Origin of the sequence: Rhabdochromatium marinum (assembly GCF_016583795.1) — a bacterium.
Taxonomy (GTDB): Bacteria; Pseudomonadota; Gammaproteobacteria; order Chromatiales; family Chromatiaceae; genus Rhabdochromatium; species Rhabdochromatium marinum.
In genome coordinates, this window is the sequence record NZ_NRRS01000003.1 from 108,833 (window position 1) to 132,423 (window position 23,591).

Here is a 23,591-nt window from a genome sequence, read left to right on the forward strand (position 1 = left end):
GGCTCTGAATTGCTTCAGTTAAGGCTGCTCTGCAAAGACAGTTATTTTATCGCATCCTTGAGTGCTTTGCCAGCCTTAAATGAGGGCGATTTCGATGCGGCGATCTGAATGCTATCTCCGGTCTGGGGGTTGCGCCCGGTTCTGGCGGCACGCTCCTTCACGGTAAAGTTTCCAAACCCAATGATGGATACAGTCTCACCCTTCTTCAGAGTGTCTGTGATCGCATCAATCAACCCATCCAGCGCCTTGGCCGCCGCTGTTTTGGGAATATCTGCTGCTTCGGCCATGGTATCGACTAGTTCAGATTTATTCATGCTTCCCCCGTTACTGTTGCCATTTCCGTAGCCCCTCTCGCCGCTGCAACACCCCCTCAGACCAGGTCGCTTGCACGACTGCAGTCTCAGCGTCAGAGGGTAAAGCTGCCAGCCCGCCAGGACGGCCGGTTGAGCCGGGCGATCCGAAGCGCGCCGCCCGACTGAAGGTGGCGATTGTTGTAGAGTTCACCGCAAGCTGTCAAGCCGCAAGCGGGGCAATAACTGATGAAAAAAAGTCGTTATGTGGCATCCGTCGCAAAAGCCGCGTGTGCTCATTCCGTTCCGGACGCACCGCCCCCGCACAGAAAATGAACCACAGCGGCGGCTTTTATGAATGCATTCAGGAGGCTTCAAGCTTCGCCCGCCGGGCGCCTGATGACTAATGTCGCGTGCGGGCGCCATCTGACCGGCGCTTATCGTCCGCCGATGGCGGCGGCGTTTCCGCCTCTTGCTGCTCGCTCTTGGCGACGCCATCATGACTCAGCGTCGGGCGTGGCGTCTCAATCAGCGCATGCTCAAAGACCTCATCGATCCAGCGCACCGGGCGGATTTCGAGATGCTGCTTGATGTTCTTGGGAATCTCCACTAAGTCACGCTCGTTCTCATGCGGGATGAGCACCAACTCAATACCGCCGCGATGCGCTGCTAGCAGCTTTTCCTTCAATCCACCGATTGGTAGCACCTCGCCGCGCAGGGTGATTTCTCCTGTCATAGCCACTGATGAGCGTACCGCCACTTTGGTGAGTGCCGACACCATGGAAGTACACATTGCAACGCCTGCGCTGGGGCCGTCCTTGGGGGTGGCACCCTCCGGCACATGGATGTGCAAGTCGAATTTCTCATGGAAATCCTCCTTGATACCCAGTGATTCGGCACGGCTGCGCACCACGGTGAGCGCGGCCTGAATCGACTCCTGCATGACATCGCCGAGCTGGCCGGTATAGCTGAACTTGCCTTTGCCCGGCACCAGAGCGGCTTCGATGCGTAACAGCTCGCCACCGACCTCAGTCCAAGCCAGGCCGGTCACCTGACCGATGCGGTCATGCTCATCGGCGCGCCCGAAGCGGAAGCGTTGCACGCCCAGGTATTTCTCCAGGCTCTTGGGCGTGATGACAACGGCAGAATCGCGCTTTTTAAGCAGCACTTCTTTCACAACCTTGCGACACAGCTTGGACAGCTCGCGTTCCAGATTGCGCACCCCGGCCTCACGGGTGTAATAGCGCACCGTATCCCGCACCGAAGCCTCGCGAATCGACAGCTCGGTGTCTTTGAGGCCGTTATTCTTCATCTGCTTGGGAATCAGATAACGCTCGGCGATGTTGATTTTTTCATCCTCGGTGTAGCCCGACAGACGAATGACCTCCATGCGATCGAGCAGTGCCGGAGGAATGTTGAGTGTATTGGCGGTGGCGACGAACATCACCTCGGAGAGGTCAAAATCGACTTCCAGATAATGGTCGTTAAACGTGTGGTTCTGCTCCGGGTCGAGCACTTCCAGCAGCGCCGAGGCCGGATCGCCGCGAAAATCCATCGCCATCTTGTCGATTTCATCGAGCAGGAAAAAGGCATTGCGCGAACCAACCTTGGCCAGGTTCTGAATAATCTTGCCAGGCAAGGCGCCGATGTAAGTGCGCCGGTGCCCGCGAATTTCCGCCTCATCACGCACCCCTCCCAGAGACATGCGCACGAATTTTCGATTGGTCGCCCGGGCGATGGACTGCCCAAGTGAAGTCTTGCCCACGCCAGGCGGTCCCACCAGGCACAGAATCGGTCCCTTGAGCTTGCGCACGCGCTGCTGCACAGCCAGATATTCGAGAATGCGTTCCTTGACTTTCTCAAGGCCAAAGTGATCAGCATCCAGCACCGATTCCGCCACGCGAATATCATTGCGAATGCGGGTGCGCTTTTTCCATGGCACCGACACCAGGGTGTCGATATAGTTGCGCACCACGGTGGCCTCAGCTGACATCGGCGCCATCAACTTGAGCTTGTTGAGTTCGCCCAGCGCTTTCTCATGCACATCCTTGGGCATACCGGCAGCGTTGATACGATTACCGAGATCTTCCAGCTCGTTGGGCGCGTCTTCCAGATCGCCGAGTTCCTTCTGAATCGCCTTCATCTGCTCATTCAGATAGTACTCGCGCTGATTGCGCTCCATCTGCTTTTTCACCCGGCCGCGAATCCGCTTCTCCATCTGCAGGATGTCGTTTTCGGCATCCATCAGGCCCATCAGATGCTCAAGGCGTTCCTGGATGTTGACCATCTCCAGCACGCGCTGCTTCTCATCAAGCTTGAGCGCCATATGCGCCGCCATGGTGTCAGCCAGGCGACCGGGCTCATCAATGCTGGCCAGCGAGGTCAGAACCTCGGGCGGCACCTTTTTATTGAGCTTGACATACTGGTCAAACAGCGACACCGCCGAGCGCATTAGCACTTCCTGCTCACGCTCATCGGCTTCGAGCGGCTCCAGCAAAGGCATGGCCACGGCGCCGAAGTAATCGTCGGTGCTGACATATTTGGTGGCCTCGGCGCGGTGGTTGCCTTCCACCAAAACCTTCACCGTGCCATCGGGCAATTTTAGCAGTTGCAGGATGTTGGCCAAGGTGCCAATGCGATACAGATCCTTGACCCCTGGATCATCGACATTCGCATGTTTTTGCGCCACCAGCAGGATTTGCTTGTCACTGGTCATGGCCGCATCGAGCGCGGTAATGGATTTTTCGCGCCCAACAAAGAGCGGAATTACCATATGCGGGTACACCACGACATCGCGCAATGGCAGCACCGCCACATCCAAGGGAACCTGGGTCGAGTATTTGGGGGGAGCAGGAGTCTTCGCCATCGGAGTGGTTCTCGCTGTTGTGTTCGCCGTGGGAAGCAGGCCGGGATTACCCCCAGACCAGCCGGCCTGGGGGGTTCTTTGCTGGCGACTGGCCAGTGACCACGGGCCCGCCGCGCGACAGCCACTGCTAAGGGGCTGTCAGGAGAGCGTCTGGATGCCTATCCAGTGGGGGTCATCCCGGGGAAGATCAATCACCGGCCGCCATTTGCGTGGGTTCACCGCCTTCGTAGAGGATGAAGGGGGGATTCTCGCCCACAATCACCGAGCGATCCACGGTGATTTTGCGCACGTTATCCATGGACGGCAGATCGTACATGGTATCGAGCAGCACCTGTTCCATGATGGTGCGCAGTCCCCGTGCACCGGTCTTGCGCTCCATCGCCTTGAGCGCAATGGCACGCAGGGCATCCTCACGCAACTCCAGGTCCACGCCTTCCATCTCAAACAGGCGCTTGTACTGTCTGTACAGCGAGTGCTTGGGTTCGGTCAGGATACGCACCAAGGCCTCTTCGTCGAGCTCTTCCAGGGTCGCCATCACCGGCAACCGGCCGACGAATTCCGGGATCAGTCCGTAGCGGATCAAATCCTCAGGCTCCACCAGGTTGAGCAGTTCAGTCATCTGCCGATCATCATCCTGACTGTGCACCTCAGCGGAGAAACCGATGCCGCCAGTCTTGGAGCGATTGCGGATAATGCGATCGAGGCCGGCAAAGGCGCCACCGACAATAAACAGGATATTGGAGGTATCGACCTGCAAAAATTCCTGTTGCGGATGCTTGCGCCCACCCTGCGGCGGCACCGAGGCGATAGTGCCCTCAATGAGCTTCAGCAGCGCCTGCTGTACACCCTCGCCGGAAACATCGCGAGTGATGGAAGGGTTATCGGCTTTGCGGGAAATCTTGTCGATTTCGTCGATGTAAACAATGCCGGTCTGCGCCTTTTCGACATCGTAGTCGCACTTCTGCAGCAGTTTCTGAATGATATTCTCAACATCCTCGCCCACATAGCCGGCCTCGGTCAGGGTGGTGGCATCGGCGATGGTAAAGGGGACATTGAGCAGCCTGGCCAGGGTCTCGGCCAGCAGGGTTTTGCCGGAGCCGGTCGGGCCAATCAACAGGATATTGCTCTTGGCGATCTCCACCTCATCCTTGCCGCCGGACAGCTCCATGCGTTTGTAGTGGTTATACACCGCTACCGAGAGCACTTTTTTGGCAAATTCCTGGCCGATCACATGCTGATCGAGGCTGTCGTTAATCTCGCGCGGCTTGGGCAGCTTGCTCGCAGCCTCGTCCGCTGTCTCCTGCATTTCCTCGCGGATGATGTCATTACAGAGATCAACACACTCATCGCAGATAAAGACCGAGGGACCGGCGATGAGTTTGCGAACCTCGTGCTGACTTTTCCCGCAAAAGGAGCAGTAGAGAAGTTTTCCGTCGTCATGCTTGCCGTGGCTGTTTCCGCTCATAAGCTTAAAAACCGTCTCCAACCAATGGTGCCCTCGACCCGATGAACTTCGTGAAAAGCCCCGGTCCGCAGGCTAAAATGCTGGCGCGGGCGTTCGCGCCCTCGGCACGCTGACCCTCAGCGCGCCGTTGGGGTGAGCGCGCGAAATTCAGCACAGGCGTGTCATCATAACGACTTGCCAGCCAATAACCAAGCCATCGACCCGGCCGCAGTGTTGAACGGCGCGCGACCAATGCCCCACAGGTTTTAGGATATAGGGAAAACCGCCCGGTAACTCAAGACTTCTCTGCCGCTGCCTCGCGCTTGTCGATCACCTTGTCGATGAGCCCGTACTCAGCTGCCTCTGCAGCGCTCATGAACCTGTCGCGCTCGGTATCCTCAGCGATTTTCTCAATCGGCTGCCCGGTATGCTGAGACAGAATGTGATTGAGTTGCTCACGGATCTTAAGAATCTCGCGTGCGTGAATATCGATGTCGCTGGCCTGGCCCTGAAAACCACCTAAGGGCTGATGGATCATCATGCGTGAATGCGGCAAACAGACACGCTTGCCCGCCGTACCACCGGCGAGCAGCAAGGCCCCCATGCTCGCCGCCTGGCCCACGCACATGGTGCTGACATCCGGGCGGATAAAGCACATGGTGTCATAGATTGCCAGCCCGGCCGTTACCGAGCCACCGGGCGAGTTGATGTAAAAATGAATGTCCTTGTCCGGGTTCTCGGACTCCAGGAACAGCATCTGCGCCACCACCAGATTGGCGGTGTGGTCATCGACGGGTCCCACCAGAAAGATGACCCGCTCTTTCAGCAGGCGGGAAAAAATATCAAAGGAGCGCTCGCCGCGAGCCGTCTGCTCAACGACAATCGGCACCAAACCAAGATTTTGGGGTTCCCAGAAACCAGTTGCGTTCATCGGGAGTTCCATGGTGTTAACGGCTCCTGCCACCTGAGATGGCAAAAATTCATTGCAGAGGGGACTGACGGGTGCTGTCTGTCATGGCCTGACTGATCTAGGCAGCATCCCCTGACTGGCGGGTATCCGTCAGCTCGAAAAAGGTCTTGGGATCCTCTTCCACCTGAGCATCCTCCAACAGACGTGCCACCACGGTTTCCTCAACCAGGGTCGCGCGGAGTTGGGCCAGGAGGTTTTTGTCAGCCATGTAGTGTTTGATGACTTCTTCAGGATGCTCGTACCCAGCCGCTAACTGCGACAGCTTGGCCTGCACAGCCTCATCATCCACGCTGAGACCGTAGTGCTTGAACGCCTCATTCCCCAACAAACCGATCAGCACCCGGCGCCGAGCCGTATCAACAAAAAAGCTCTGCGGCAAAGACGGCAGCTGTTGTGCCTGGGCGGACTTGGTATAGGATTCGTTCATGGCGTGCGCTTCCTGATCGATCAGCGGCTGCGGCACATCGATCGGGTTGTTTTCCACCAGTTGATCCAACACCTGCGACTTGACAATCTCATCAATCTTCTGCTGCATTTCCTGTTCCATGGACGTGCGCACATCGTCACGGAACTCGGTCATGTCGCCGCTGCTGACCCCGATATCGCGGATAAAGTCTTCATCGACCTCAGGACGCTGCGATTCCGACACCGTCTGAACCTGCACCTCGAAGTGAGCCGCCTTACCGGCCAGGTGTTCGGCCTGATACTGCTCCGGAAAGCTCAGATCGACCCCGCGCGTCTCTCCGGCGCTAGCCCCCAGGAGTTGATCTTCAAACCCCGGAATCATGTGCCCGGAGCCGAGTTCAATGGGGAAGTTTTCCGCTGTGCCACCCTTGAAAGGTTCGCCGTCGATACTGCCCTCGAATGACACCACCACTCGATCACCGTTGCGCGCCTCGCGTTCGACCTCGACCCACTGCGTGCGCTGATCACGCAGACGCTCGATCATGCGGTCAATGTCCTCGTCGGTGATTTCAACCACCGGCCGTTTGATCGTGGCGCCCTCCAGGGACTTGAGTTCCACGGTCGGAAAGACCTCGAAACTTGCCGTATAGGTATAGCGCCGCGCCTTGTGATCGACATCCGGCTCGATGCTCGGCATGCCGGCGATCTGGAGATCTTCCTGCTGCACCGCCGCCATAAAGCTCGACTGCACCATCTCGCCAAAAACTTCGCCACGCACCTGTTCGCCATACTGCTGCCGCAGCACCCGCACCGGCACCTTGCCAGGACGAAAGCCCGGCGCGCGTGCGGTTCGCGCAAAGCGCTGCAAGCGCTTATCGATCTCCGCCTCAATGTCATCGGCCGAGAGATCTACGCGCAGCTCGCGCTTGAGCCCCTCACCCACCTGCACAGATACTTGCATGCCCCCTGGTCTCCTTCACAATGCCGCGCCCTTGGCAGGCATCAGCCATTAATGCAAAACGCGCTATTATAGCGCGTCTCGCGCGCCCGCGCACCGAGCACCGAGCACCGAGCACCGAGCACCGAGCACCGAGCACCGAGCACCGAGCACCGAGCACCGAGCACCGAGCACCGAGCACCGCCAGAGATTCTCAATGCCGCCGAACAGGGATACGCACAGGCGGTGCGCGCCCAATGGGTCTATGCTATCGCCGCCGCCATCGCGCTGCTGCTGGTGGGCGCCCTGACCACCACACAAGTGCGCCGCCTGCTGGCAAGCCTGGGTGGAGAGCCGGAGATGGTCGCGGCTGCTGTGCACGAGGTGGCCAGCGGCAAACTCGCGACCATCGCCGCCGAACTGGAGGACAACATCGGCGATTTTAAGATTTGATGGTGCGTTAACCCATCCCGGTATCGGCCTCCAGCATGGCTTTCAGCGCATCGAGATGCGCCTTGCCACGCTGGCGCTCCTCCCCGGCTGTGGCCGGGTCGTTATCACGCCGCACTTCATTTGCGGGCAGTTCGTCAATAAAGCGACTGGGTGCACACCGGACTGTCTCGCCATAGCGGCGCCGCCGGCGCGCATGAGTTAAGCACAGCGTGCGGCGTGCGCGCGTAATGCCGACGTAGCACAGGCGACGCTCTTCTTCAATGCCGGCCCCCTCTTGCGGCTCCGCCTCCAGGCTGGCGCGGTGTGGCAACAGCTCTTCTTCGAGCCCAACCAGAAACACCCGCTCGAATTCCAGCCCCTTGGCGGCATGCAGGGTCATCAGATGCACCCGGTCGCCACCCTCGTCTTCATCCTGGCGCTCCAGAACGTCCAGCAGGGTCAGGCGCGCGGTCAGATCCTCCAGGTCGGCATCGCGCAGGGCACCAGCGGAACGTTCGCCCTTGTGCAAGGCCTCCAGCCAGTCGATCAGACTCTCCACATTTTGCCAGCGCCGCTCCGCCGCCGCCCGGCGCCCGGTCTGCTGATAGAGCCAGCCGTCATAATCGCAGGCTTTCAACAGCGCCCGCACCGCCGCCACTGGTTCAGCGCGCGCACGCCCGCGCATCTCTTCCAGCCAGTGGCTGAAGGCGCGCAGCTCGGTGCTTTGCGCGGTTTTGATCGGGCCAGTCAGGCCGGCAGCGGCACAGGCGTTCAGTAGGCTGATATGCTGCGCAGCGGCAAAACCACCCAGGGCTTCCAGCGTCGTGGCACCAATGCCGCGCCCAGGGCGATTGACGACTCGCAGAAAAGCGGCATTATCATCCGGATTGACCAGCAGGCGCAGATACGCCATCACGTCCTTGACCTCGGAGCGGGCAAAAAAGGACTGGCCGCCGCTGAGGAAATATGGAATGCGATGCGTGCGCAGGGCCTGTTCGAACACCCGCGCCTGATGATTGCTGCGATAGAGAATGGCGTAGTCGCCAAAGGCGTGCTGGGCGGCGAAATGCCCATGCAGAATCTCAGCAATCACCCGCTCGGCCTCGTGTGCTTCATCACGGCAGGTCAAGAGTCGCACCGGCTCGCCGGGACCGAGCGCACTCCACAGGCGCTTCTCAAACAGGTGCGGATTGTGCGCAATCAGGCCATTGGCGAGCGCCAGAATTCGCCCGCTGGAGCGATAATTTTGTTCCAGCATAATGACCTTGAGCGCTGGATACTCCTCGCGCAACCGGGCGAGATTTTGCGGCCGTGCACCGCGCCAGGCGTAGATAGACTGATCATCATCCCCGACCATGGTAAAGGCCCCATGCGCACCGACCAGCAGCCGGATCAGCTCATACTGCGCGGTATTGGTGTCCTGATATTCATCCACCAACAGATGAGCCATGCGCGCCTGCCAACGCTCACGCACAGCTGTGTGCTCACGTAGCAGCAACACCGGCCGCCGGATCAGATCATCAAAGTCCACCGCGTTATAGGCACGCAGGCGGCGTTCATAGTCGCCATAGAGCGTAGCCAGCGCGGCTTCAAAGTCATCCTCTGCCGCGCTGATAGCGGCCTCGGGAGCAATCAGATCGTTTTTCCACTGGGAAATGCGCGCCAGCGCTGCTGCCGGAGCAATCTCCCCCAGCCTGGCCTCCGCCAGACGCTCTTGCAGCAATGCTTCGCCATCCTGGGGGTCGAACAGCGAGAAGCCGGGACGCAGACCAGCACTCTTGAGTTCCCGGCGCAGCAGACCCAGCCCAAAGGTATGAAAGGTAGATACTTTCAGACCACGCGCGGTCCGCCCTTGCAGTGGCTGGGCCAAGCGGGATTTCATCTCCCGCGCGGCCTTATTGGTAAAGGTAAGGGCCACAATGGCACGCGCGGGCAGCCCACGCTGCTGGATCAGATAGGCTATTTTGCGGGTAATGACCCGGGTCTTACCGGAACCGGCACCGGCAATCACCAGCAGTGGACCGGCGCTGTAGGTGACGGCCTCAGCCTGGGCGGGGTTCAAATCCTTCATAGCTGGGCGTTCCGTGCAACCGCTTGGCCGGCCGCCACGGTGCCGCAGCGGCCGCAGAACTGGTATCTTAACGGCTGTTGTGCCGCCCCTGCACCCGCGCCCCTGACCTGACAACCCGCTTCCTGTCTCACGCAATGACTATGCAACGCTGGTTTCTCCTGACCCTGGTTCTGGTTTTCATCCTGCTTGCTGTGGCGCCACCACAGCCGGTCGCTGCAAGCGAAGCAAGCGGGCCGCGCATCGGTCTGGTACTGGCCGGCGGCGGTGCCAGGGGCGCGGCCCATATCGGGGTTATTAAGGTGCTGGAAGAATTGCGCATTCCCATCCATGCCATTGCCGGCACCAGCATGGGCGCCCTGGTCGGCGGAGCCTATGCCGCCGGCCTGCCGGCCGAGGTGCTCGAACAGCGCCTGGCAGAGGTGGACTGGAATGAATTGTTTGACGACAACCCGCCGCGCTCGGAATGGCCCGCGCGGCGCCAGGAAGCCAGCCTGACGCCCACCTTTAACTTCTCCATCGGGATGCGCAACGGCCAGGCCAAGCTGCCACCGGGGGCCATCGCCGGTCAGAAGGTGCAATTGTTTTTCAACGATCTGGTCAAGGGCGCGGAGACCATCTCCAATTTTGATGCCCTGCCCATTCCATTCCGGGCGGTGGCAACCAATCTCGAAAACGGCAAAATGTTCGTATTTGATCACGGCCCGCTGCCGGTGGCCATGCGCGCCAGCATGGCGGTGCCCGGCATCTTCACTCCCATGCTGTGGAAAGATTACATCTTTGTCGATGGCGGCCTGGTGCGCAACCTGCCGGTCGATGTGGCCCGCTCCATGGGAGTTGATCATCTGATCGTGGTCAATCTCAGCTCCAGTTTTCTGCCGCGTGACCAACTGGGCAATATTCTCGGCGTCGCCGGCCAGATGGTCGCCATTCTGACCGAACAAAATGTCAAAGTCTCGCTCGCCGAGATCGATCCCCAGCGCGATCTGCTGATTGTGCCGGATCTGGGTGACATCGGCTCGGGTGATTTCCCGCGCGCCATTGATGCGATCGCCACCGGCGTCACCGCCGCCCGCCAGGCGGCACCACAGCTGCGCCGCTTCAGCCTGAGTCCGGCCGCCTATGCGGCCTGGAAGCGTGCGCGTTTTGGCACCAACGCCCCGGTACAACGGGTCAGCCAGGTGCGCATCCAGGGGCTCAAGCGCGTCAACCCTGAGGTCTTCGAGCCGCTGATTGATGCCCAGCAGGGCGAGGCTTTTGACCGCGACCAGTTGGAGCGTGACATCCAGCGCCTCTATGGGCGTGGGGATTTTGAGCGCATCAGCTACCGCTTCGAAACCGATGAGGCGGGTGACGATCTGCTCATCGTCAATGCCGTGGAAAAACCCTGGGGGCCGAATTATCTGAGCTTCGGTCTGGGGCTGTCGAGCGACAATCAGGGCGACAGCCGGTTTGGCCTGCGCGCCACCTATACCAAAACCTGGGCCAACCGGCTCGGTTCCGAGTGGCGTAGCGAGCTACAAATTGGCAATGAACCGCGCCTGTTCAGCGAATGGTTCCAGCCGTTCGACCTGGAGCATTCGGGCTTTGCCGCCGCCTATATCGATATCAGCGATACACCCTACAGCGTCTTTGATGGCGATCAGCGCGTAGCCCGTTATGACGTCACACGCATGCACCTGGGGGTGGATATCGGCAGCACCCGCAATCATCTCGACATGCGCATTGGCCCCTACTGGGGAATCACCGACGTCAACCTCGACACCGGCTCGTCGGAACTGCCCGAGGGCGATGTGAAAGACTCCGGCCTGCGCGCGCGTATTGTACACGACACCCTGGACAGTGCCGCAGTACCGCGCAGCGGCTTGCGTCTGGAGCTTGACATTAAAAATCCACTCGAAGCGCTGGGCGCAGATCAATCCTATACCCGTGCACTGATCAAGGCCGCCGGAGCGCGCACGCGCGGCGCCAACACCATCGCCGCCCGCTTCAAGGCCGGCAGCAGCTTTGGCGACACCATGCCCTACTATGACCAGTTCCCGCTAGGCGGTTTCCTGAAGCTTTCGGGCTACGCCAACGAGCAGTTCCGCGCCAATGACATGGCCTTCGGCGCGCTGGCCTATTATCGCCAGATTGCCAGCTTGCCCACGCCGATCGGACGCGGGCTGTTTCTCGGCGCCTCGCTGGAAGCCGGCTGGATCTCCAACAGCACCTTCAGCGACCGCCGCAAGATCGAATTCCAGCTCGCCCCTGAGGAAACCCGCTTCGGTGGCAGCCTGTTCTTTGGCTCAGACACCTGGATCGGCCCGGCCTATCTGGGCTGGGGTCTGTCCGCTGCTGGTGATCACGCCTTCTATGTGTTGATTGGCCGGCCGGATTGAGTGTTCAGGATGGTCTGAAAAGCCGGATTGCACTGATTGCACTTCAGTGAAAATCATCTCAGAGGCCGCATGCAGTTGTTCGCGCCCCAGGCGTAGTGCTAAGCTCAAGGGTGCATTCTTCACTCCCCGCACAGACGTCCAATGGCTTCCACTTCTGAACTTGTGCAACCCGTTGCGCAAGAGGCCCGCGCTGTTATTGAGCGCATTCGATTTGTGCTGGTTGAAACCAGTCTGACTGGCAACCAGGGCGCGGTGGCGCGCGCGCTCAAAACCATGGGTCTGACCGATCTGGCGCTGGTGAAGCCGCGTCGCACGCCGGATGCCGAGGCGCTGGCCCGCGCGGCCGGTGCGGATGACATTCTGCAAAACGCCGCTGTGCATGACCGCCTGCCCGCTGCATTACACGACTGCCGGCTGGTGATTGGTGCCAGTGCGCGCCGCCGCGCTGTGGAGTGGCCGCTGTTGAGTCCGGCGGCAGCAGCCGAGCATCTGGTGACGGAGGCTGCCCATGGGCCGGTGGCCCTGGTGTTGGGGCGCGAAAGTTCCGGACTCAGCAATGAGGAACTGGCGCACTGTCATTATTTGACACAAATTCCTGCCAATCCGGCGTTCAGTTCGCTGAATCTCGCCTCAGCGGCCCAGGTGTTCGCCTATGAAATCCGCCAAACCTGGCTGACGACCTATGCCGCCGAACAGTCGCCGTCATCGGCTGCGTCTGCGTCATCTGATTCATCCGCGCCATTCGCAACCCACGCCTCCCCCCCGCATCAGCCCGCTGGCGCGGACGAAATGGCCAGCTTCTTTGAGCATCTGCGCACAACCCTGATTCGAGTCGGCTTTGCCAAACCGGAGCAGTCGTACAAGCTGCTGCAACGCTTGCGGCGCCTGTTTAACCGTGCGCGCCCGGACCGCACCGAACTCAATATTCTGCGCGGCCTGCTCAAAGCGCTGGGCCGTCATGCCGAGGCCGGCACCGACGCCGACCGCTGAATCCAGGCGCTCCCGCCCCGAGTCTACACACAGTCTTGCATCATTATGTTCCAGCGACTTCGCGAAGACATCCATTGCGTCTTCGACCGCGATCCCGCAGCCCGCAACAGCTTCGAGATTCTTACCACCTACCCCGGCTTGCATGCCGTGCTTATCCATCGAGTCGCGCATCGTCTGTGGCAGATGCAGCTGCACTGGTTGGCGCGCCTCCTGTCCAATGTCGCGCGGCTGTTGACCGGGATTGAGATTCACCCCGGTGCTATCATCGGCCGGCGGTTTTTCATTGATCATGGCATGGGTGTGGTCATTGGCGAGACTGCCGTGGTGGGGGATGACTGCACCCTGTATCACGGCGTTACCCTCGGCGGCACCAGCTGGCAAAAGGGCAAGCGCCACCCCACCCTGGGGCGGGATGTGGTGGTCGGTGCCGGGGCCAAGGTGCTCGGCCCCATTGAGGTCGGCGATGGTTCGCGCATTGGTTCCAATGCAGTGATTGTTAAGCCGGTGCCGGCCGGCAGCACCGTGATTGGCGTACCAGGGCGTATCATTGAGCGCCCGGTCGATGCCACCAGTCGGCGCCGCGCCAGCACCGCCCGACGCATCGGTTTCGACGCCTATGGCGCAACGCGCGATGTGCCAGATCCGATTGCCAATGCCATCAACCGCATGCTCGACCATATCCATGTGCTCGATCAGCGCGTCGAGGTGCTGTCGCGCACCCTGGAGGAGCAAGGCTTGACCCAGCACTTCGAGCATCTCGATGATCTCGACGACTGCGAGATGGAGTCGGCAACCGAGCCAGGGAAAAATTGATGGATTTACTCAGCTATCGTAGGATGCGACTTCTGTTTTCACTCCTAAGGAGTCGGCACGCATGAGATTAACCACCAAAGGCCGTTACGCCGTGACTGCAGTGCTCGATTTAGCGATTCATCAGGGTCAGGGGCCGATCGCGCTTGCGGATATCGCCCGTCGTCAGGGCATCTCGCTGTCCTACCTGGAGCAACTGTTTGCCAAGCTGCGCCGGCAGCAACTGGTATGCAGCGTGCGCGGACCTGGCGGCGGCTACAATTTAGCGCGCGGATGCGACGAAATTAACATTGCCGAAATCATTGCCGCTGTCGATGAGCATGTCGATGCCACCAAATGCGGTGGCGATGGTGACTGTTACAATGAAGGACCTTGCCTGACACATGACCTGTGGATGGATCTCAGCCACCGCATCTATGAGTATCTCAACCAGATCAGCTTGAAGGATCTGGTCGAGCGGCGCGGCCTGCATGGTGTTTGCGATTCACCGGTCAATGCGCCGGAGCCTCTGATGGAGGCACCACCGGCCTCGCCTGTCTCGCTGCCGTTCAATGCCTAAACCTTCAAAGGCGTTGTTCAACACCGCCACCTGGCTGGAACCTAGCGCCCGACTGCTGATGCGTCTGCTGGCGCGCCTGCCGCTGGGGCTGGTGCATCGGCTGGGCGCTGGCATCGGTTGGTTGCTGGCCTGGCTGCCCAATCGGCAACGCCGCAACACGCTGATTAACATTAGCCTGTGCCAGCCCGAGCTGACCGCCCGCGCCGCCGTGCGTCAGCGCAACCGCTGCCTGCGCGAATTTGGCAAAACCTATCTGGAAATCGCCCATCTGTGGCAGCGCCCCAGCGCCGAGGTGCTGAGCCTGGTGCGCGACACCCGGGGCACTGAAGGGCTGCGGCGCCAGCCGGGGCGCGGGCTGATCGTGCTCTCCCCACACCTGGGCGCCTGGGAACTGGCCGGCCTCTACCTGGCGGCGCAGGGCCCGACCGCCATCTTCTATAAGCCGCAAAAATATCTGGATGACCTGATTCTAGCCGCGCGCAAGCGCAGCGGCGCCACGCTGGCGCCGATCACCGCGCGCGGGATTCGCGTGCTGGTGCAGGCGCTGGAACGCGGCGATTATGTCGGCATTCTGCCTGATCAGGCGCCACGGGCGGACAAGGGTGCGGTGTTTGCGCCCTTGTTCGGGATTCCGGCCTATAGCATGCTGCTGGTCAACCGCCTGGCGCGCAAAACCGGCGCGCCGGTGGTGTTTTTGTTTGCTGAGCGCCTGAAGGGGGCTGGAGCCGGCTATCGCATCCACTGCCAGCCCGCCCCGGAGGCCGTCGCGGCGGCCGATGATCGCGTCGCGGCCGCAGCGCTGAACCAAGGCATTGAGGACTGCATTCGCGTCTGTCCCGAGCAATACCTGTGGCCTTATCGCCGCTTTCGCGAGCGGCCGGCGGGGCTGCCAAAATTCTACAGCGGCCCATTAGCCGATCGCGCCGCCCTGGAACAGGTGGCGCGGATTCGCGAGCAGCTCGATCAGTTACAGAACTGGCCCCAGCATAGCGACGGTGTTGTTCCATAAACGCCGGCGCCAGCTCCAGTGGCTGACCTGTTCGCTGGTGATTGGCTGTGATACGGCGAGATACTGCTGCTGGCGCTCGCGCAACTGGGCACTCAGCGCCGGGTCGTAGAGCAGAATGTTGTTTTCGTAGTTCAGCTCGAAGCTGCGCCGGTCCATGTTCGCCGAGCCGATCAGGCTGACTTCAGCGTCCATGGTCAGGGACTTGGTATGCAGGAGGCCCCGGGGATACTCGAAAATGTGCACCCCGGCCGCTAGCAGTTCGGCGTAATAACTGCGGCTGGCGGCGGCGACAATGCGGCTATCATTGCGCGCCGGGAAAATAATGGTGGTGCGCACCCCACGCCGCGCACTGGCGCAGAGTGCGGCCTGGATCGACTCATCCGGCACATAATAGGGCGTAGTGATGATCAGTTCGCGCCGGGCGCTGTAAATCAGGGCTTCGAAAACCTCCGGCATGGCCGACCAGCGCACGGTCGGGCCGGTGCCGATCACCTGTGCTGGCAACTGCTGGTCCGCGCTGCCGTGCGGAAGCGGCCGGTGCAGCAGCTGGTCGATGTCATCCTCGACATGCGGCATCCAGTCGCTGGCAAACAGATATTGGTTCTGACGCGCAATCGGCCCCTCAAAACGCAGCATCAGATCCACCCAGGGGGCGTACTTGGCTTTGACCAGAAATTCCGCATCGGCGCAATTCTGACTGCCACAGTAGGTCACCCAGTCATCAATGACCACGATTTTGCGGTGATTGCGCAAATCAATGCGCCCGGTTAATACCCGCAGGATCGGATTACCGATCGGCAAGGCACGCGCCAAACGCACGCCGGCCGCCTGCATGCGCTGCCAGTGCTCGGAGCGAATCATGGTGCGCGAGCCGAGATCATCCGCCAGGGCGCGGCACACCACCCCGCGCTGTGCCGCACGCATCAGCGCCTCGGCCACGCGCCGGCCATTGCGATCCGGTAGCCAGATATAGAACAGCAAATGCACATGATCGCGAGCGGCCTCAATATCGGCAACCATGGCATCAATGCTGGCGTCGGAGTCGGGCATCAGGGTGGCGCGATTGCCGCTGAAGGGGGTAAAACCGCTGATGGAGGCGCCGAGACGGAACAGATGGCGATGCTCATCGGGGATGGCATGCGTGATAGTTTTGGCGGCCTGGTTGGAACGGGGGCTGGAACGGGAAGTGGAACGAGCAACCTGATGCGGGGCTGGCAGACGCGCAAGCGACTGGCGCAAACGCGCCACCCGCCGCCGGCCGATATTGGTTTCCCCCACCAACAGGTAGGCAATGAAGCCGATGATGGGCACGGCAAAAATCAGCACAATCCAGGTCATGCGCGCGGCCGGCTCCCGATGCGGACGCAGCATGACGCGCATGGAGATGCCCACTTGCAATGCAAAATGTGCCAGTAGCAACAGGCTAGCGATCAGACTGGAGTCACTCATGGTGCGGGCAGCCCCTTGCCGGGATTTAAAATGCCATGGGGGTCAAACTGACCTTTGATCGCGTGCATCAGACGCAGCGCCGCCGGGTCCAGTTCACGTTCCACGAAGTCGCGCTTTTCCAGCCCGACACCATGCTCTCCGGACAGGGTGCCGCCCAGGTTGACCACCAGATCAAACACAGCATTCAGGCACTCCTGCGCGCGACGCATTTCATCGCGATCATCCGGGTTGACCAGCAGATTGACATGAATGTTGCCATTGCCAGCATGACCAAAATTGACGATGCGAATGCCGGTGCGGCGCGACAACTGCTCAAGCCCCTCAATGAACGACGCCATGCGCGACACCGGCACCACCACGTCTTCGTTGATTTTCTTGGGCGCCACGTGGCGCAGGGCTGGTGACAGCGCCTTGCGGGTTTTCCACAGAGCAGCGATGTCGGCGGGATCAGCGGCGGTGCGACAAGTCAACAGGCCGGGAACCCGTGCCGCTGCGCTCACATCAGCGGCGGACAGGTCAATGCAGGCCTCCGGCCCATCGACCTCGATCATCAGCAGAGCACCCGTCTCGGGCGCCAGGCCAAGATCGGAGAACTCACGCACCATCTCAATGGCGGCGGCATCCATAAACTCGAGCGCGCAGGGGGTGACCGGCTGCGCCATGATGGCTGCCACCGCCGTGGCGGCGGCATGAATGTCGCGGTAGGTGGCAGCCAGGGTGCGTTTGGCTTCCGGCTTGGGGCTGAGCTTGAGAGTGGCACCGACAATGAGCGCCAAAGTGCCTTCGGAGCCGATCAGCAGTCGGGTCAGGTCATAGCCCACCACGCCCTTGGTGGTCTCGACGCCGGTGCGGATGAGTTCACCGTTGCCGGTTACAGCGGTCAACCCCAACGTATTCTCGCGTGGCGTGCCGTATTTGACCGCGCGCGGCCCGGCGGAGTTGTAAGCCAGGTTGCCACCAATGGTGCAGACCGCCGCGCTGGTCGGATCCGGCGGCCAAAAAAACCCCTGGGGCGCCAACGCCTGTTGCAGCTGCTGATTGGTCAGCCCCGGCTCAACGTGGGCGAGGCGATTGGCCGCATCAATATCGAGCAGGCGGTTCATGCGCTCAAAGGCGATCACCAAGCCGCCCGGCTCCGGCACTGTGGCGCCGGTGGTGCCAGTGCCCAGCCCGCGGGCGGTCACGGGCACGCCAGCCGGTCCGCACCGACGCACCAGCTGACAAACCTGCTCGGCCGTGCGCACAAAGGCCACGGCGCCGGGCAGCTCCTGGCGGCGACTGTTGTCATAGCCGTAGGCCCAGTTGTCGGCCGGGTCGGTCAGGAGCGCCTCAGCGCCGACAATGTCGGCCAGCGCGCGGACCAACCGCTCAGGAAGCTTGGGGGTTGACATGGATCAAGTTGAAAATGCGCACCACCCGCACAACGCCCGGAATGCGTCGCACCTTATCGACCGTGGCGTCGGCCTCGGCCGCCGTTACCAGTCCCATCAAATAGATAACACCATTCTCGGCCACCACCTTCACCCGCATGGGATCGAAATCCGGCAGCTTAATATCAGCCAGCGCCAGCTTGGCGCGCGAGCCGAGGTAGGCATCCTGACTGGCGCGGGTGACGCTGATATTGGGACCGATTTCGACCTCGTTGTAAACTTTGGTCACCTTGGGCAATCGGGCGATCAACTCGGCAAAGCGGCGCGCGATCACTGCGCTTTCCGCCTGCCCGGTGAGCAGAGCCTCGTAGTTGTAACAGGTGACCGAAAGACTGCTGTGGTTGCGGATATCGGGGTTTTGGAAATACAGCTGGCTGGCCTGTAGCTCAATGGCCTGATCCTCAAGCACGGTTTGCGCCGAGCGGCGCTCATGCAGCACCGCACCCCCATAGGCGGCGCCGGCCACCACCATGGGGGCGCAGCCGGAGCTCAGCCCGGTGCTCAACAAGGCACTGGCCAGCAGTGCGGGCAACAGCAGCGGCAACGGCCAGCCGGTCAGGCTAATATCCAGACGCATCAAAGGCTCCCTTGATCCAACGAATAGGCTCCTGGCCATTCATCGCCACCACATCGAAGCGGCACGGCTGCTCGGTGGGGTGACGGCTCAGATAATGGCGGGCAGCGGTGATCAACCGGCGCTGCTTACGCACATCCACACTGGCACTGGCCCCGCCGAACTGCTGGGAGCGGCGAAAACGCACCTCAATGAAAGCCAGCACCTGCTGATCGCGCATAATGAGATCAATCTCGCCGAAACGGCAGCGATGATTCGAGGCAACCCATTCCAGCCCCTGCGCTTCGAGATACTCGCGCGCCTGGACCTCAAACCCCTGGCCGCGAGCAACGGTGCTGCCTGGGCGGGTACTGGACTTGGCGGTCATCGGCGGGCCAAAGCGGCGTCGCTTGCTTTGGCGGTGGCTGCGGCAGCTTGGATTCCGGCAACCGGAACCGGACCGCTGGCCTCAAAGCGTCCCAGCGGCAGGGTGCGCTGCACGCGACCGGTGCCATCGAAGCTCAAGCCACCACTGACGCCGGGGAAGAAATGGCCAGAGTTGCCCGCCATGACCGCGCTGCGCGGGGCCAGACGGTAGCTGTCAACGCCCATGGCTTGCAGGCGCGCCAGGGTCGCGCTGGCCCCGCCACTGCTCATAGCGGGCGGCTGCATGACGCGGACCGGCCCGCTGTTGGGATCCAACAGCCAGGGAATATCAACAAAATAGAGTCCGCTGAGCGCGCGCGCATCATCCGGCTGGCCGCTGTAGACATGCGAGGTGGCCAGCACGGGAAGTTGACGGGTATTGGCAGCCAGCACCTGCGACCAGAGTGCGCGGGATGAGCTGTTGGTGGCGACCATAAAGATCAGCTCGCCCGTGCCGGGTGCGAGCAGGGTGTCGAGGCTAGTACCCATGCTGGCCGGCGTGTTGCCATAGACGGCTTCACCGGCGATGGTGCCGCCGAGTGCGCGCCAGTGCTGACGAAAAGCGCTGGCCAGGCGATTGCCCCAAGCGCCGTTAGGGTAGAGCAGCAGAGCGGAGCGCAGCTTTGAAGCCCAGGCATGATTGGCGGCGCTAATGGCTTCATCCTCAGGTGCCAGAGCAAACTGATAAAGCTGCTCCGGCAGCGAATATCCATTGGTGTTCTGATTAAGCGCCAGGGTTGGCACCGGCAGGCGTGACTGCTGCTCGCTCAGGGCATTGACGGCCGGTTTTTGCAGCGGGCCAATGATGAGATCCGCACCTGCGGCGGTGGCACGCTCATACGCTGCACCGGCATTAGCAGCGCTGTTGGCAGCTTGCAGCTGCGCCCGGTGACCGCTGTGGTTGAGTTGATCGGCATGCCGCAGGCCATTGTGCACGGCCTGGCTGGCGCCGCTGAAGCGACCGCTGCTCGGCAGCAGTACCCAAACCTCGGTGCCGGGGGTGTAAGCGCCCGCTAATGCCGCATAGTAGGCCTGAGGCAAGTCATCCTTGACGGGCAAGCGGCCATGACTGGAGCGCCATGCGCGGTAGCGACCTTCCAGGGCGGCATCGGCCTGCTCATGTCCGGCGAGCAGTTCAGCCAAGCTGGCCCAGGCGCGCAGGTTGCCGCTGCCACCGCTGGCGAGCGTGCGCAGGCGAGCGTTGGGCAGTGTGGACAGGGTGAGCAGCAGGGACACCTGAGTGTCGAGCCGCTGTTGGGGGTCACCAAGCAGGCGATCGAGTTCATCAAGGGTTTTGGCTGCCTGGACAGGATCGTCCTGGTGGCGGTAAGCTGCCGCCATCAGGCCGAGATGCTCGATACGCAGATCCGGCGGCAGGCTGGAGCGGCTGAGCTGTTTCAGCTCGGTGAGCGCACGTTCCGGCAGGGAGGCCTGCAAGGCGGCGCGCGCGGCAATCAGGTGCTCATGGTTGCGGGCGCCAGCGGTGAGTTGGCCGCTGTCAATGCCCCCCAGGGTGCGCAGCGCGCGCAAGGACTGCCCGGCCTGATAAAAAGACTCGGCAGCACGCAGTTCCAGTGCCTGACGGCCCGGTGCCTGAGTATTCCTGGCCAGCTCAAGATAGGCCTCAGCGGCGGCCTGACCACTCGCCGCCGTGGATTCCACTTCGGCAAGCGCGGTAGCGGGTACACTGGTAAGCAGCTGGCGGGTGGCCTCGCTTGGCACGCTAACACAGCCCGCCAGGATGATCACCCCAGCGCTGATGCCAAACCTCACAACGCCTGTGCGCCACGCGTAAACGGACAGTATCGCTTTCATGGTATCTCCGCCAAATCAGTTGGATGCGGGTATTCAACCCGGCGTACTATACGTGGTGGCCACGCCGATCGGCAATCTCGGCGATCTCAGCGCGCGCGCCGCCGCCGTCCTGGCCGGGGTCGATCTGATCGCCTGTGAGGATACCCGTCACAGCCGGCGTCTGCTGGATTACCTGGGCATCCATGCGCCGCTGTGCGCCTACCACGATCATAATGAGGCCAGCGCCCATCCCCACCTGCTGGCCCGGCTCGATAGCGGTGACAGTATCGCCCTGATCAGCGATGCCGGCACTCCCCTGATCAGCGATCCCGGCTATACCCTGGTGCGCGAAGCGCGTGCGCGCGGCCTGACGGTGGTGCCCATTCCCGGTCCCAGCGCGCTGATCTGCGCACTCAGCGCCGCCGGTTTGCCCAGCGACCGCTTCCTGTTCCTGGGGTTTGCCCCGCGCACCCGTGCACCGCGCCGACGCTGGATCGAGGCCGTTGCCCAGGAACCCGGCACTCTGATTCTCTACGACAGCGGTCAGCGCATTCAGGCCACGCTGGAGGACTGCGCTGACGTGCTCGGCGGCACACGCCAGGCGGTGGTGGCCCGTGAGCTGACCAAGCGGTTCGAGACCTTTCTCAGCGGCTCCCTGGACGAGCTGGGGGCGCGCATCAAGGCGCACAGCGAGCAGCAGCTCGGAGAGTTTGTGCTGCTCATCGCCGGGGCCAGCGCGGCACCGGACGCACAACAGGCGCGCGAGCAAGCGCGCGTGCTCGATATTCTGCGCGCCGAACTAACGACCCGCCAGGCCGCCGCCTTAACAGCGCGCATCACCGGCGGCCAGCGCAATGAACTCTATCGGATGGCACTGGCGCGTCAGTCGCAGGAGTCAGACGCGTCGCAGGGGCCAGACGCTGACGCTTAAGCCCGGTCATCACTGCATCACCCGAGGATCAACGTTATGCCTGCAACCTGTACTGTTATGACACCACAACATCGGCAGCCGCATTCCACCTGGCTTGGTGCGGTGCTGTGTGGTGCGCTTAGCCTGCTGCCCACAGTCACCACCGCCGCCAGTTTCGATTGCAGCCAAGCCGCGCATCCGGTTGAACAACTGATCTGCAACGAGGCCGAACTTAGTTCGCTCGACCAGCGTCTGGCCACGCTCTATCAACAGGCGCGCGAAAAGGTTGGCGCCGATATCAAGCCGTTGCAGGCGCAGCAGCGCGACTGGCTGACTGAGCGCAACGCCTGTGATACCAGCGAGTGCGTGGCCGAGGCCTATCGTCAGCGCATCGCGGCGCTGGAGATTCGCGTCGAGGGGCCGCTGGGCCCCATCACTGAGCGCAAGGAAGCGGGTTGGGTGGAGATCATCCAACAGGGGCCGCAGATCGAACTCAAGGCGCGCTATCCCCACCTCAGTGGCGAGGATACTGCCACCCTGGCAGCCAATCGGCGGATAGCTGCGCGGGTGCGACAGCAACTGGACGATTTTCGCACCTCTTATCTGGAGTTTCTTTTCGACAATCAGGGTGAGCATCTCGGGCCGCCCTGGGCCATGGAGATTGATTTCGCATCTCTGTATAGCGGACCAAGGTTCTGGACCATCGATCTGACCACCTACAGCTACACCGGCGGCGCTCATGGTGCTTTTGACCATCAAGCGCTGGTGCTGGGTCGCGACCACGGAGAGCGCTTAGCGCCAGCCGAATTGTTTCGCCCCGACAGTGACTGGCTGCAACGCCTGGCCGAACTCAGTCTGGCCAAGCTGTCCGCGCGCGAACCCTTTAGCGCCGACAGTGATGATGACTGGCTGCGCGAGGGCACAGCGCCCAAGGCGGAGAACTATCAGGTGTTGCTCCCGCTGGCCGATGGGCTCAAGGTGATTTTTGGCCAGTACCAGATCGGCCCCTATGCCATCGGCATTTTTGACGTAATGCTGGGCTACGATGAACTGGTCGGGCTGCTCAATCCGGCCTGGTTTGGCCCTTGACCGCCTCGATTCAGCACATGGGCATCAATCATCGCCTTCTGCACATGGGATTGATGCAAATTCCCGCAGAAATCCAGGAAGAACTGCAGTCATCGGTGGAAATGCGGTCGATGATTAGCACTGCCCCCCGCTGTCGTTAGCTTCTCATCGAACCTTGCTGCAGCGTTGCAGGAATTTGCAGCATTCACCACCTTGCTGATGGATAATAAACGATATGGGCATATTATCCCGCAACTGGTAGGTTGTCCAGATATCTTGCAGGTTTATCCGTTGCGTGCTAGTGTTATCCAGAAACCATACAATCACTGGTTAGAAGCACGTAACTACCAGGCCTAAACACAGTCGCAAAGATGGGTAGACAATGAGTTCAATTAATTCTGATTTCATCCGACTGTATAGGGATATCTTAAAGCCAAAGAACAAGGCTCATGGAATTGTACTTAGCATTGCTGTTTTCTATGGTTTTGTGTTTTTTGCTCTAGATACGACTCGTCCTGATTTCTTTAATCAAGAAACCCGAGTTCTGCTACTTATAATTGGTGGTTTTATTGGAGCCACTTTATCTTGGTTCAGTTTTTCGCGCTTCCTTGAGAATGACGATAACAAGTCAAAATTGGTAGGGCAGAATCAAGAAGAAGATTTATTTAAGGACCAGCCCTTTTAAGGTGGGCTAACCAGCGGCCAGAAGCTTGGCGGTCGAGACATGCGGCTTATCTTTGTATCGAGTGCGTTTGGTCAGCGGTTTTTTCGGACCCCGGCGATTTTTTCGCATGGCTTTC

General features: G+C 61.0%; 20 protein-coding genes. 9 read left to right on the forward strand and 11 right to left on the reverse strand.

Annotated features, from left to right (window positions below; genetic code table 11):
* Nucleotides 1-41 precede the first annotated feature (41 nt).
* The 5 genes from CKO36_RS01990 to tig all read right to left on the reverse strand — a co-directional run bounded on the left by CKO36_RS01990 (nucleotide 42) and on the right by tig (nucleotide 6,936).
* A complete protein-coding gene (locus CKO36_RS01990; protein WP_200279795.1) occupies nucleotides 42-314 on the reverse strand; it encodes an HU family DNA-binding protein in 273 nt (90 codons plus the stop codon).
* Nucleotides 315-693: 379 nt separating this feature from the next.
* Nucleotides 694-3,156, reverse strand: a complete 2,463-nt coding sequence (gene lon / locus CKO36_RS01995; protein ID WP_200279798.1) for an endopeptidase La — start codon at nucleotides 3,154-3,156, stop codon at nucleotides 694-696.
* 187 nt (nucleotides 3,157-3,343) lie between these two features.
* Nucleotides 3,344-4,621, reverse strand: a complete 1,278-nt coding sequence (gene clpX / locus CKO36_RS02000) for an ATP-dependent Clp protease ATP-binding subunit ClpX (protein WP_200279801.1) — start codon at nucleotides 4,619-4,621, stop codon at nucleotides 3,344-3,346.
* A 274-nt stretch (nucleotides 4,622-4,895) separates the two neighbouring features.
* Nucleotides 4,896-5,531: an ATP-dependent Clp endopeptidase proteolytic subunit ClpP gene (clpP, locus tag CKO36_RS02005; RefSeq protein WP_200279804.1), complete on the reverse strand. Its 636-nt coding sequence runs from the start codon at nucleotides 5,529-5,531 to the stop codon at nucleotides 4,896-4,898.
* Nucleotides 5,532-5,628: 97 nt separating this feature from the next.
* Nucleotides 5,629-6,936 (reverse strand): trigger factor, encoded by a 1,308-nt coding sequence (gene tig, locus CKO36_RS02010; protein ID WP_200279806.1) that lies wholly within the window; start codon nucleotides 6,934-6,936, stop codon nucleotides 5,629-5,631.
* 222 nt (nucleotides 6,937-7,158) lie between these two features.
* On the opposite strand from tig, the gene CKO36_RS02015 reads away from it, so the two are divergent.
* On the forward strand, nucleotides 7,159-7,365 hold the full coding sequence (locus CKO36_RS02015) for a hypothetical protein (protein ID WP_200279808.1): 207 nt from the start codon (nucleotides 7,159-7,161) through the stop codon (nucleotides 7,363-7,365).
* A gap of 7 nt (nucleotides 7,366-7,372) precedes the next feature.
* Here the strand turns inward: CKO36_RS02015 and CKO36_RS02020 are convergent, their stop codons facing one another.
* Nucleotides 7,373-9,415, reverse strand: a complete 2,043-nt coding sequence (locus CKO36_RS02020) for a UvrD-helicase domain-containing protein (RefSeq protein ID WP_200279810.1) — start codon at nucleotides 9,413-9,415, stop codon at nucleotides 7,373-7,375.
* A 140-nt stretch (nucleotides 9,416-9,555) separates the two neighbouring features.
* On the opposite strand from CKO36_RS02020, the gene CKO36_RS02025 reads away from it, so the two are divergent.
* The 5 genes from CKO36_RS02025 (at nucleotide 9,556) to CKO36_RS02045 (ending at nucleotide 15,161) form a co-directional block, all read left to right on the forward strand.
* A complete protein-coding gene (locus CKO36_RS02025; RefSeq protein ID WP_200279858.1) occupies nucleotides 9,556-11,793 on the forward strand; it encodes a patatin-like phospholipase family protein in 2,238 nt (745 codons plus the stop codon).
* 141 nt (nucleotides 11,794-11,934) lie between these two features.
* Entirely contained in the window at nucleotides 11,935-12,783 is an 849-nt protein-coding gene (locus CKO36_RS02030; RefSeq protein ID WP_200279812.1) for an RNA methyltransferase, read from the forward strand.
* A gap of 45 nt (nucleotides 12,784-12,828) precedes the next feature.
* On the forward strand, nucleotides 12,829-13,596 hold the full coding sequence (gene cysE / locus CKO36_RS02035) for a serine O-acetyltransferase (protein ID WP_200279815.1): 768 nt from the start codon (nucleotides 12,829-12,831) through the stop codon (nucleotides 13,594-13,596).
* A 61-nt stretch (nucleotides 13,597-13,657) separates the two neighbouring features.
* Nucleotides 13,658-14,152 (forward strand): Fe-S cluster assembly transcriptional regulator IscR, encoded by a 495-nt coding sequence (gene iscR, locus CKO36_RS02040; protein ID WP_200279817.1) that lies wholly within the window; start codon nucleotides 13,658-13,660, stop codon nucleotides 14,150-14,152.
* Nucleotides 14,145-15,161 carry a lysophospholipid acyltransferase family protein gene (locus CKO36_RS02045; protein ID WP_200279819.1) on the forward strand — a complete coding sequence of 339 codons (1,017 nt, stop codon included), beginning with the start codon at nucleotides 14,145-14,147 and terminating at the stop codon, nucleotides 15,159-15,161. Before iscR ends, CKO36_RS02045 begins: the two co-directional genes overlap by 8 nt.
* On the opposite strand, the gene cls is transcribed toward CKO36_RS02045, so the two are convergent.
* Genes cls through CKO36_RS02070 form a run of 5 tightly spaced genes read right to left on the reverse strand, consistent with a single transcriptional unit; the run spans nucleotide 15,120 to nucleotide 20,834 of the window.
* Nucleotides 15,120-16,610, reverse strand: coding sequence for a cardiolipin synthase (gene cls, locus CKO36_RS02050; RefSeq protein ID WP_200279822.1), 1,491 nt, complete (start codon nucleotides 16,608-16,610; stop codon nucleotides 15,120-15,122). The two genes, CKO36_RS02045 and cls, sit on opposite strands and share 42 nt — an antisense overlap.
* Nucleotides 16,607-18,001, reverse strand: a complete 1,395-nt coding sequence (locus tag CKO36_RS02055; RefSeq protein ID WP_200279825.1) for an FAD-binding oxidoreductase — start codon at nucleotides 17,999-18,001, stop codon at nucleotides 16,607-16,609. The genes cls and CKO36_RS02055 overlap by 4 nt, the downstream gene beginning before the upstream one ends.
* Nucleotides 17,979-18,617 (reverse strand): BON domain-containing protein, encoded by a 639-nt coding sequence (locus CKO36_RS02060; protein ID WP_200279828.1) that lies wholly within the window; start codon nucleotides 18,615-18,617, stop codon nucleotides 17,979-17,981. Before CKO36_RS02060 ends, CKO36_RS02055 begins: the two co-directional genes overlap by 23 nt.
* Nucleotides 18,601-18,981: a YraN family protein gene (locus CKO36_RS02065; RefSeq protein ID WP_200279831.1), complete on the reverse strand. Its 381-nt coding sequence runs from the start codon at nucleotides 18,979-18,981 to the stop codon at nucleotides 18,601-18,603. The genes CKO36_RS02060 and CKO36_RS02065 overlap by 17 nt, the downstream gene beginning before the upstream one ends.
* Nucleotides 18,978-20,834 carry a penicillin-binding protein activator gene (locus CKO36_RS02070; protein WP_200279834.1) on the reverse strand — a complete coding sequence of 619 codons (1,857 nt, stop codon included), beginning with the start codon at nucleotides 20,832-20,834 and terminating at the stop codon, nucleotides 18,978-18,980. Before CKO36_RS02070 ends, CKO36_RS02065 begins: the two co-directional genes overlap by 4 nt.
* Here CKO36_RS02070 and rsmI point away from each other — a divergent pair.
* The 3 genes from rsmI to CKO36_RS02085 all read left to right on the forward strand — a co-directional run bounded on the left by rsmI (nucleotide 20,833) and on the right by CKO36_RS02085 (nucleotide 23,476).
* A complete protein-coding gene (rsmI, locus tag CKO36_RS02075) occupies nucleotides 20,833-21,744 on the forward strand; it encodes a 16S rRNA (cytidine(1402)-2'-O)-methyltransferase (protein ID WP_200279837.1) in 912 nt (303 codons plus the stop codon). The two genes, CKO36_RS02070 and rsmI, sit on opposite strands and share 2 nt — an antisense overlap.
* Nucleotides 21,745-21,780: 36 nt before the next feature.
* Nucleotides 21,781-22,812: a DUF3298 domain-containing protein gene (locus CKO36_RS02080; protein WP_200279838.1), complete on the forward strand. Its 1,032-nt coding sequence runs from the start codon at nucleotides 21,781-21,783 to the stop codon at nucleotides 22,810-22,812.
* Between the two features lie 361 nt (nucleotides 22,813-23,173).
* Complete coding sequence (locus tag CKO36_RS02085) at nucleotides 23,174-23,476, forward strand: hypothetical protein (RefSeq protein ID WP_200279840.1); 303 nt, start codon at nucleotides 23,174-23,176, stop codon at nucleotides 23,474-23,476.
* The last annotated feature ends 115 nt before the right edge of the window (nucleotides 23,477-23,591 follow it).

Bases quoted from the DNA above. Each gene is read 5' to 3' on its own strand.
- CKO36_RS02045 (WP_200279819.1), top strand. From the start codon at position 14,145: ATGCCTAAACCTTCAAAGGCGTTGTTCAACACCGCCACCTGGCTGGAA.
- cls (WP_200279822.1), bottom strand. From the start codon at position 16,610: ATGAGTGACTCCAGTCTGATCGCTAGCCTGTTGCTACTGGCACATTTT.
- iscR (WP_200279817.1), top strand. From the start codon at position 13,658: ATGAGATTAACCACCAAAGGCCGTTACGCCGTGACTGCAGTGCTCGAT.
- CKO36_RS02060 (WP_200279828.1), bottom strand. From the start codon at position 18,617: ATGCGTCTGGATATTAGCCTGACCGGCTGGCCGTTGCCGCTGCTGTTG.
- CKO36_RS02065 (WP_200279831.1), bottom strand. From the start codon at position 18,981: ATGACCGCCAAGTCCAGTACCCGCCCAGGCAGCACCGTTGCTCGCGGC.
- CKO36_RS02080 (WP_200279838.1), top strand. From the start codon at position 21,781: ATGCCTGCAACCTGTACTGTTATGACACCACAACATCGGCAGCCGCAT.
- cysE (WP_200279815.1), top strand. From the start codon at position 12,829: ATGTTCCAGCGACTTCGCGAAGACATCCATTGCGTCTTCGACCGCGAT.
- rsmI (WP_200279837.1), top strand. From the start codon at position 20,833: ATGGTATCTCCGCCAAATCAGTTGGATGCGGGTATTCAACCCGGCGTA.
- CKO36_RS01990 (WP_200279795.1), bottom strand. From the start codon at position 314: ATGAATAAATCTGAACTAGTCGATACCATGGCCGAAGCAGCAGATATT.
- clpX (WP_200279801.1), bottom strand. From the start codon at position 4,621: ATGAGCGGAAACAGCCACGGCAAGCATGACGACGGAAAACTTCTCTAC.
- clpP (WP_200279804.1), bottom strand. From the start codon at position 5,531: ATGAACGCAACTGGTTTCTGGGAACCCCAAAATCTTGGTTTGGTGCCG.
- CKO36_RS02025 (WP_200279858.1), top strand. From the start codon at position 9,556: ATGCAACGCTGGTTTCTCCTGACCCTGGTTCTGGTTTTCATCCTGCTT.
- CKO36_RS02020 (WP_200279810.1), bottom strand. From the start codon at position 9,415: ATGAAGGATTTGAACCCCGCCCAGGCTGAGGCCGTCACCTACAGCGCC.
- CKO36_RS02085 (WP_200279840.1), top strand. From the start codon at position 23,174: ATGAGTTCAATTAATTCTGATTTCATCCGACTGTATAGGGATATCTTA.
- tig (WP_200279806.1), bottom strand. From the start codon at position 6,936: ATGCAAGTATCTGTGCAGGTGGGTGAGGGGCTCAAGCGCGAGCTGCGC.
- CKO36_RS02070 (WP_200279834.1), bottom strand. From the start codon at position 20,834: ATGAAAGCGATACTGTCCGTTTACGCGTGGCGCACAGGCGTTGTGAGG.
- lon (WP_200279798.1), bottom strand. From the start codon at position 3,156: ATGGCGAAGACTCCTGCTCCCCCCAAATACTCGACCCAGGTTCCCTTG.
- CKO36_RS02055 (WP_200279825.1), bottom strand. From the start codon at position 18,001: ATGTCAACCCCCAAGCTTCCTGAGCGGTTGGTCCGCGCGCTGGCCGAC.
- CKO36_RS02030 (WP_200279812.1), top strand. From the start codon at position 11,935: ATGGCTTCCACTTCTGAACTTGTGCAACCCGTTGCGCAAGAGGCCCGC.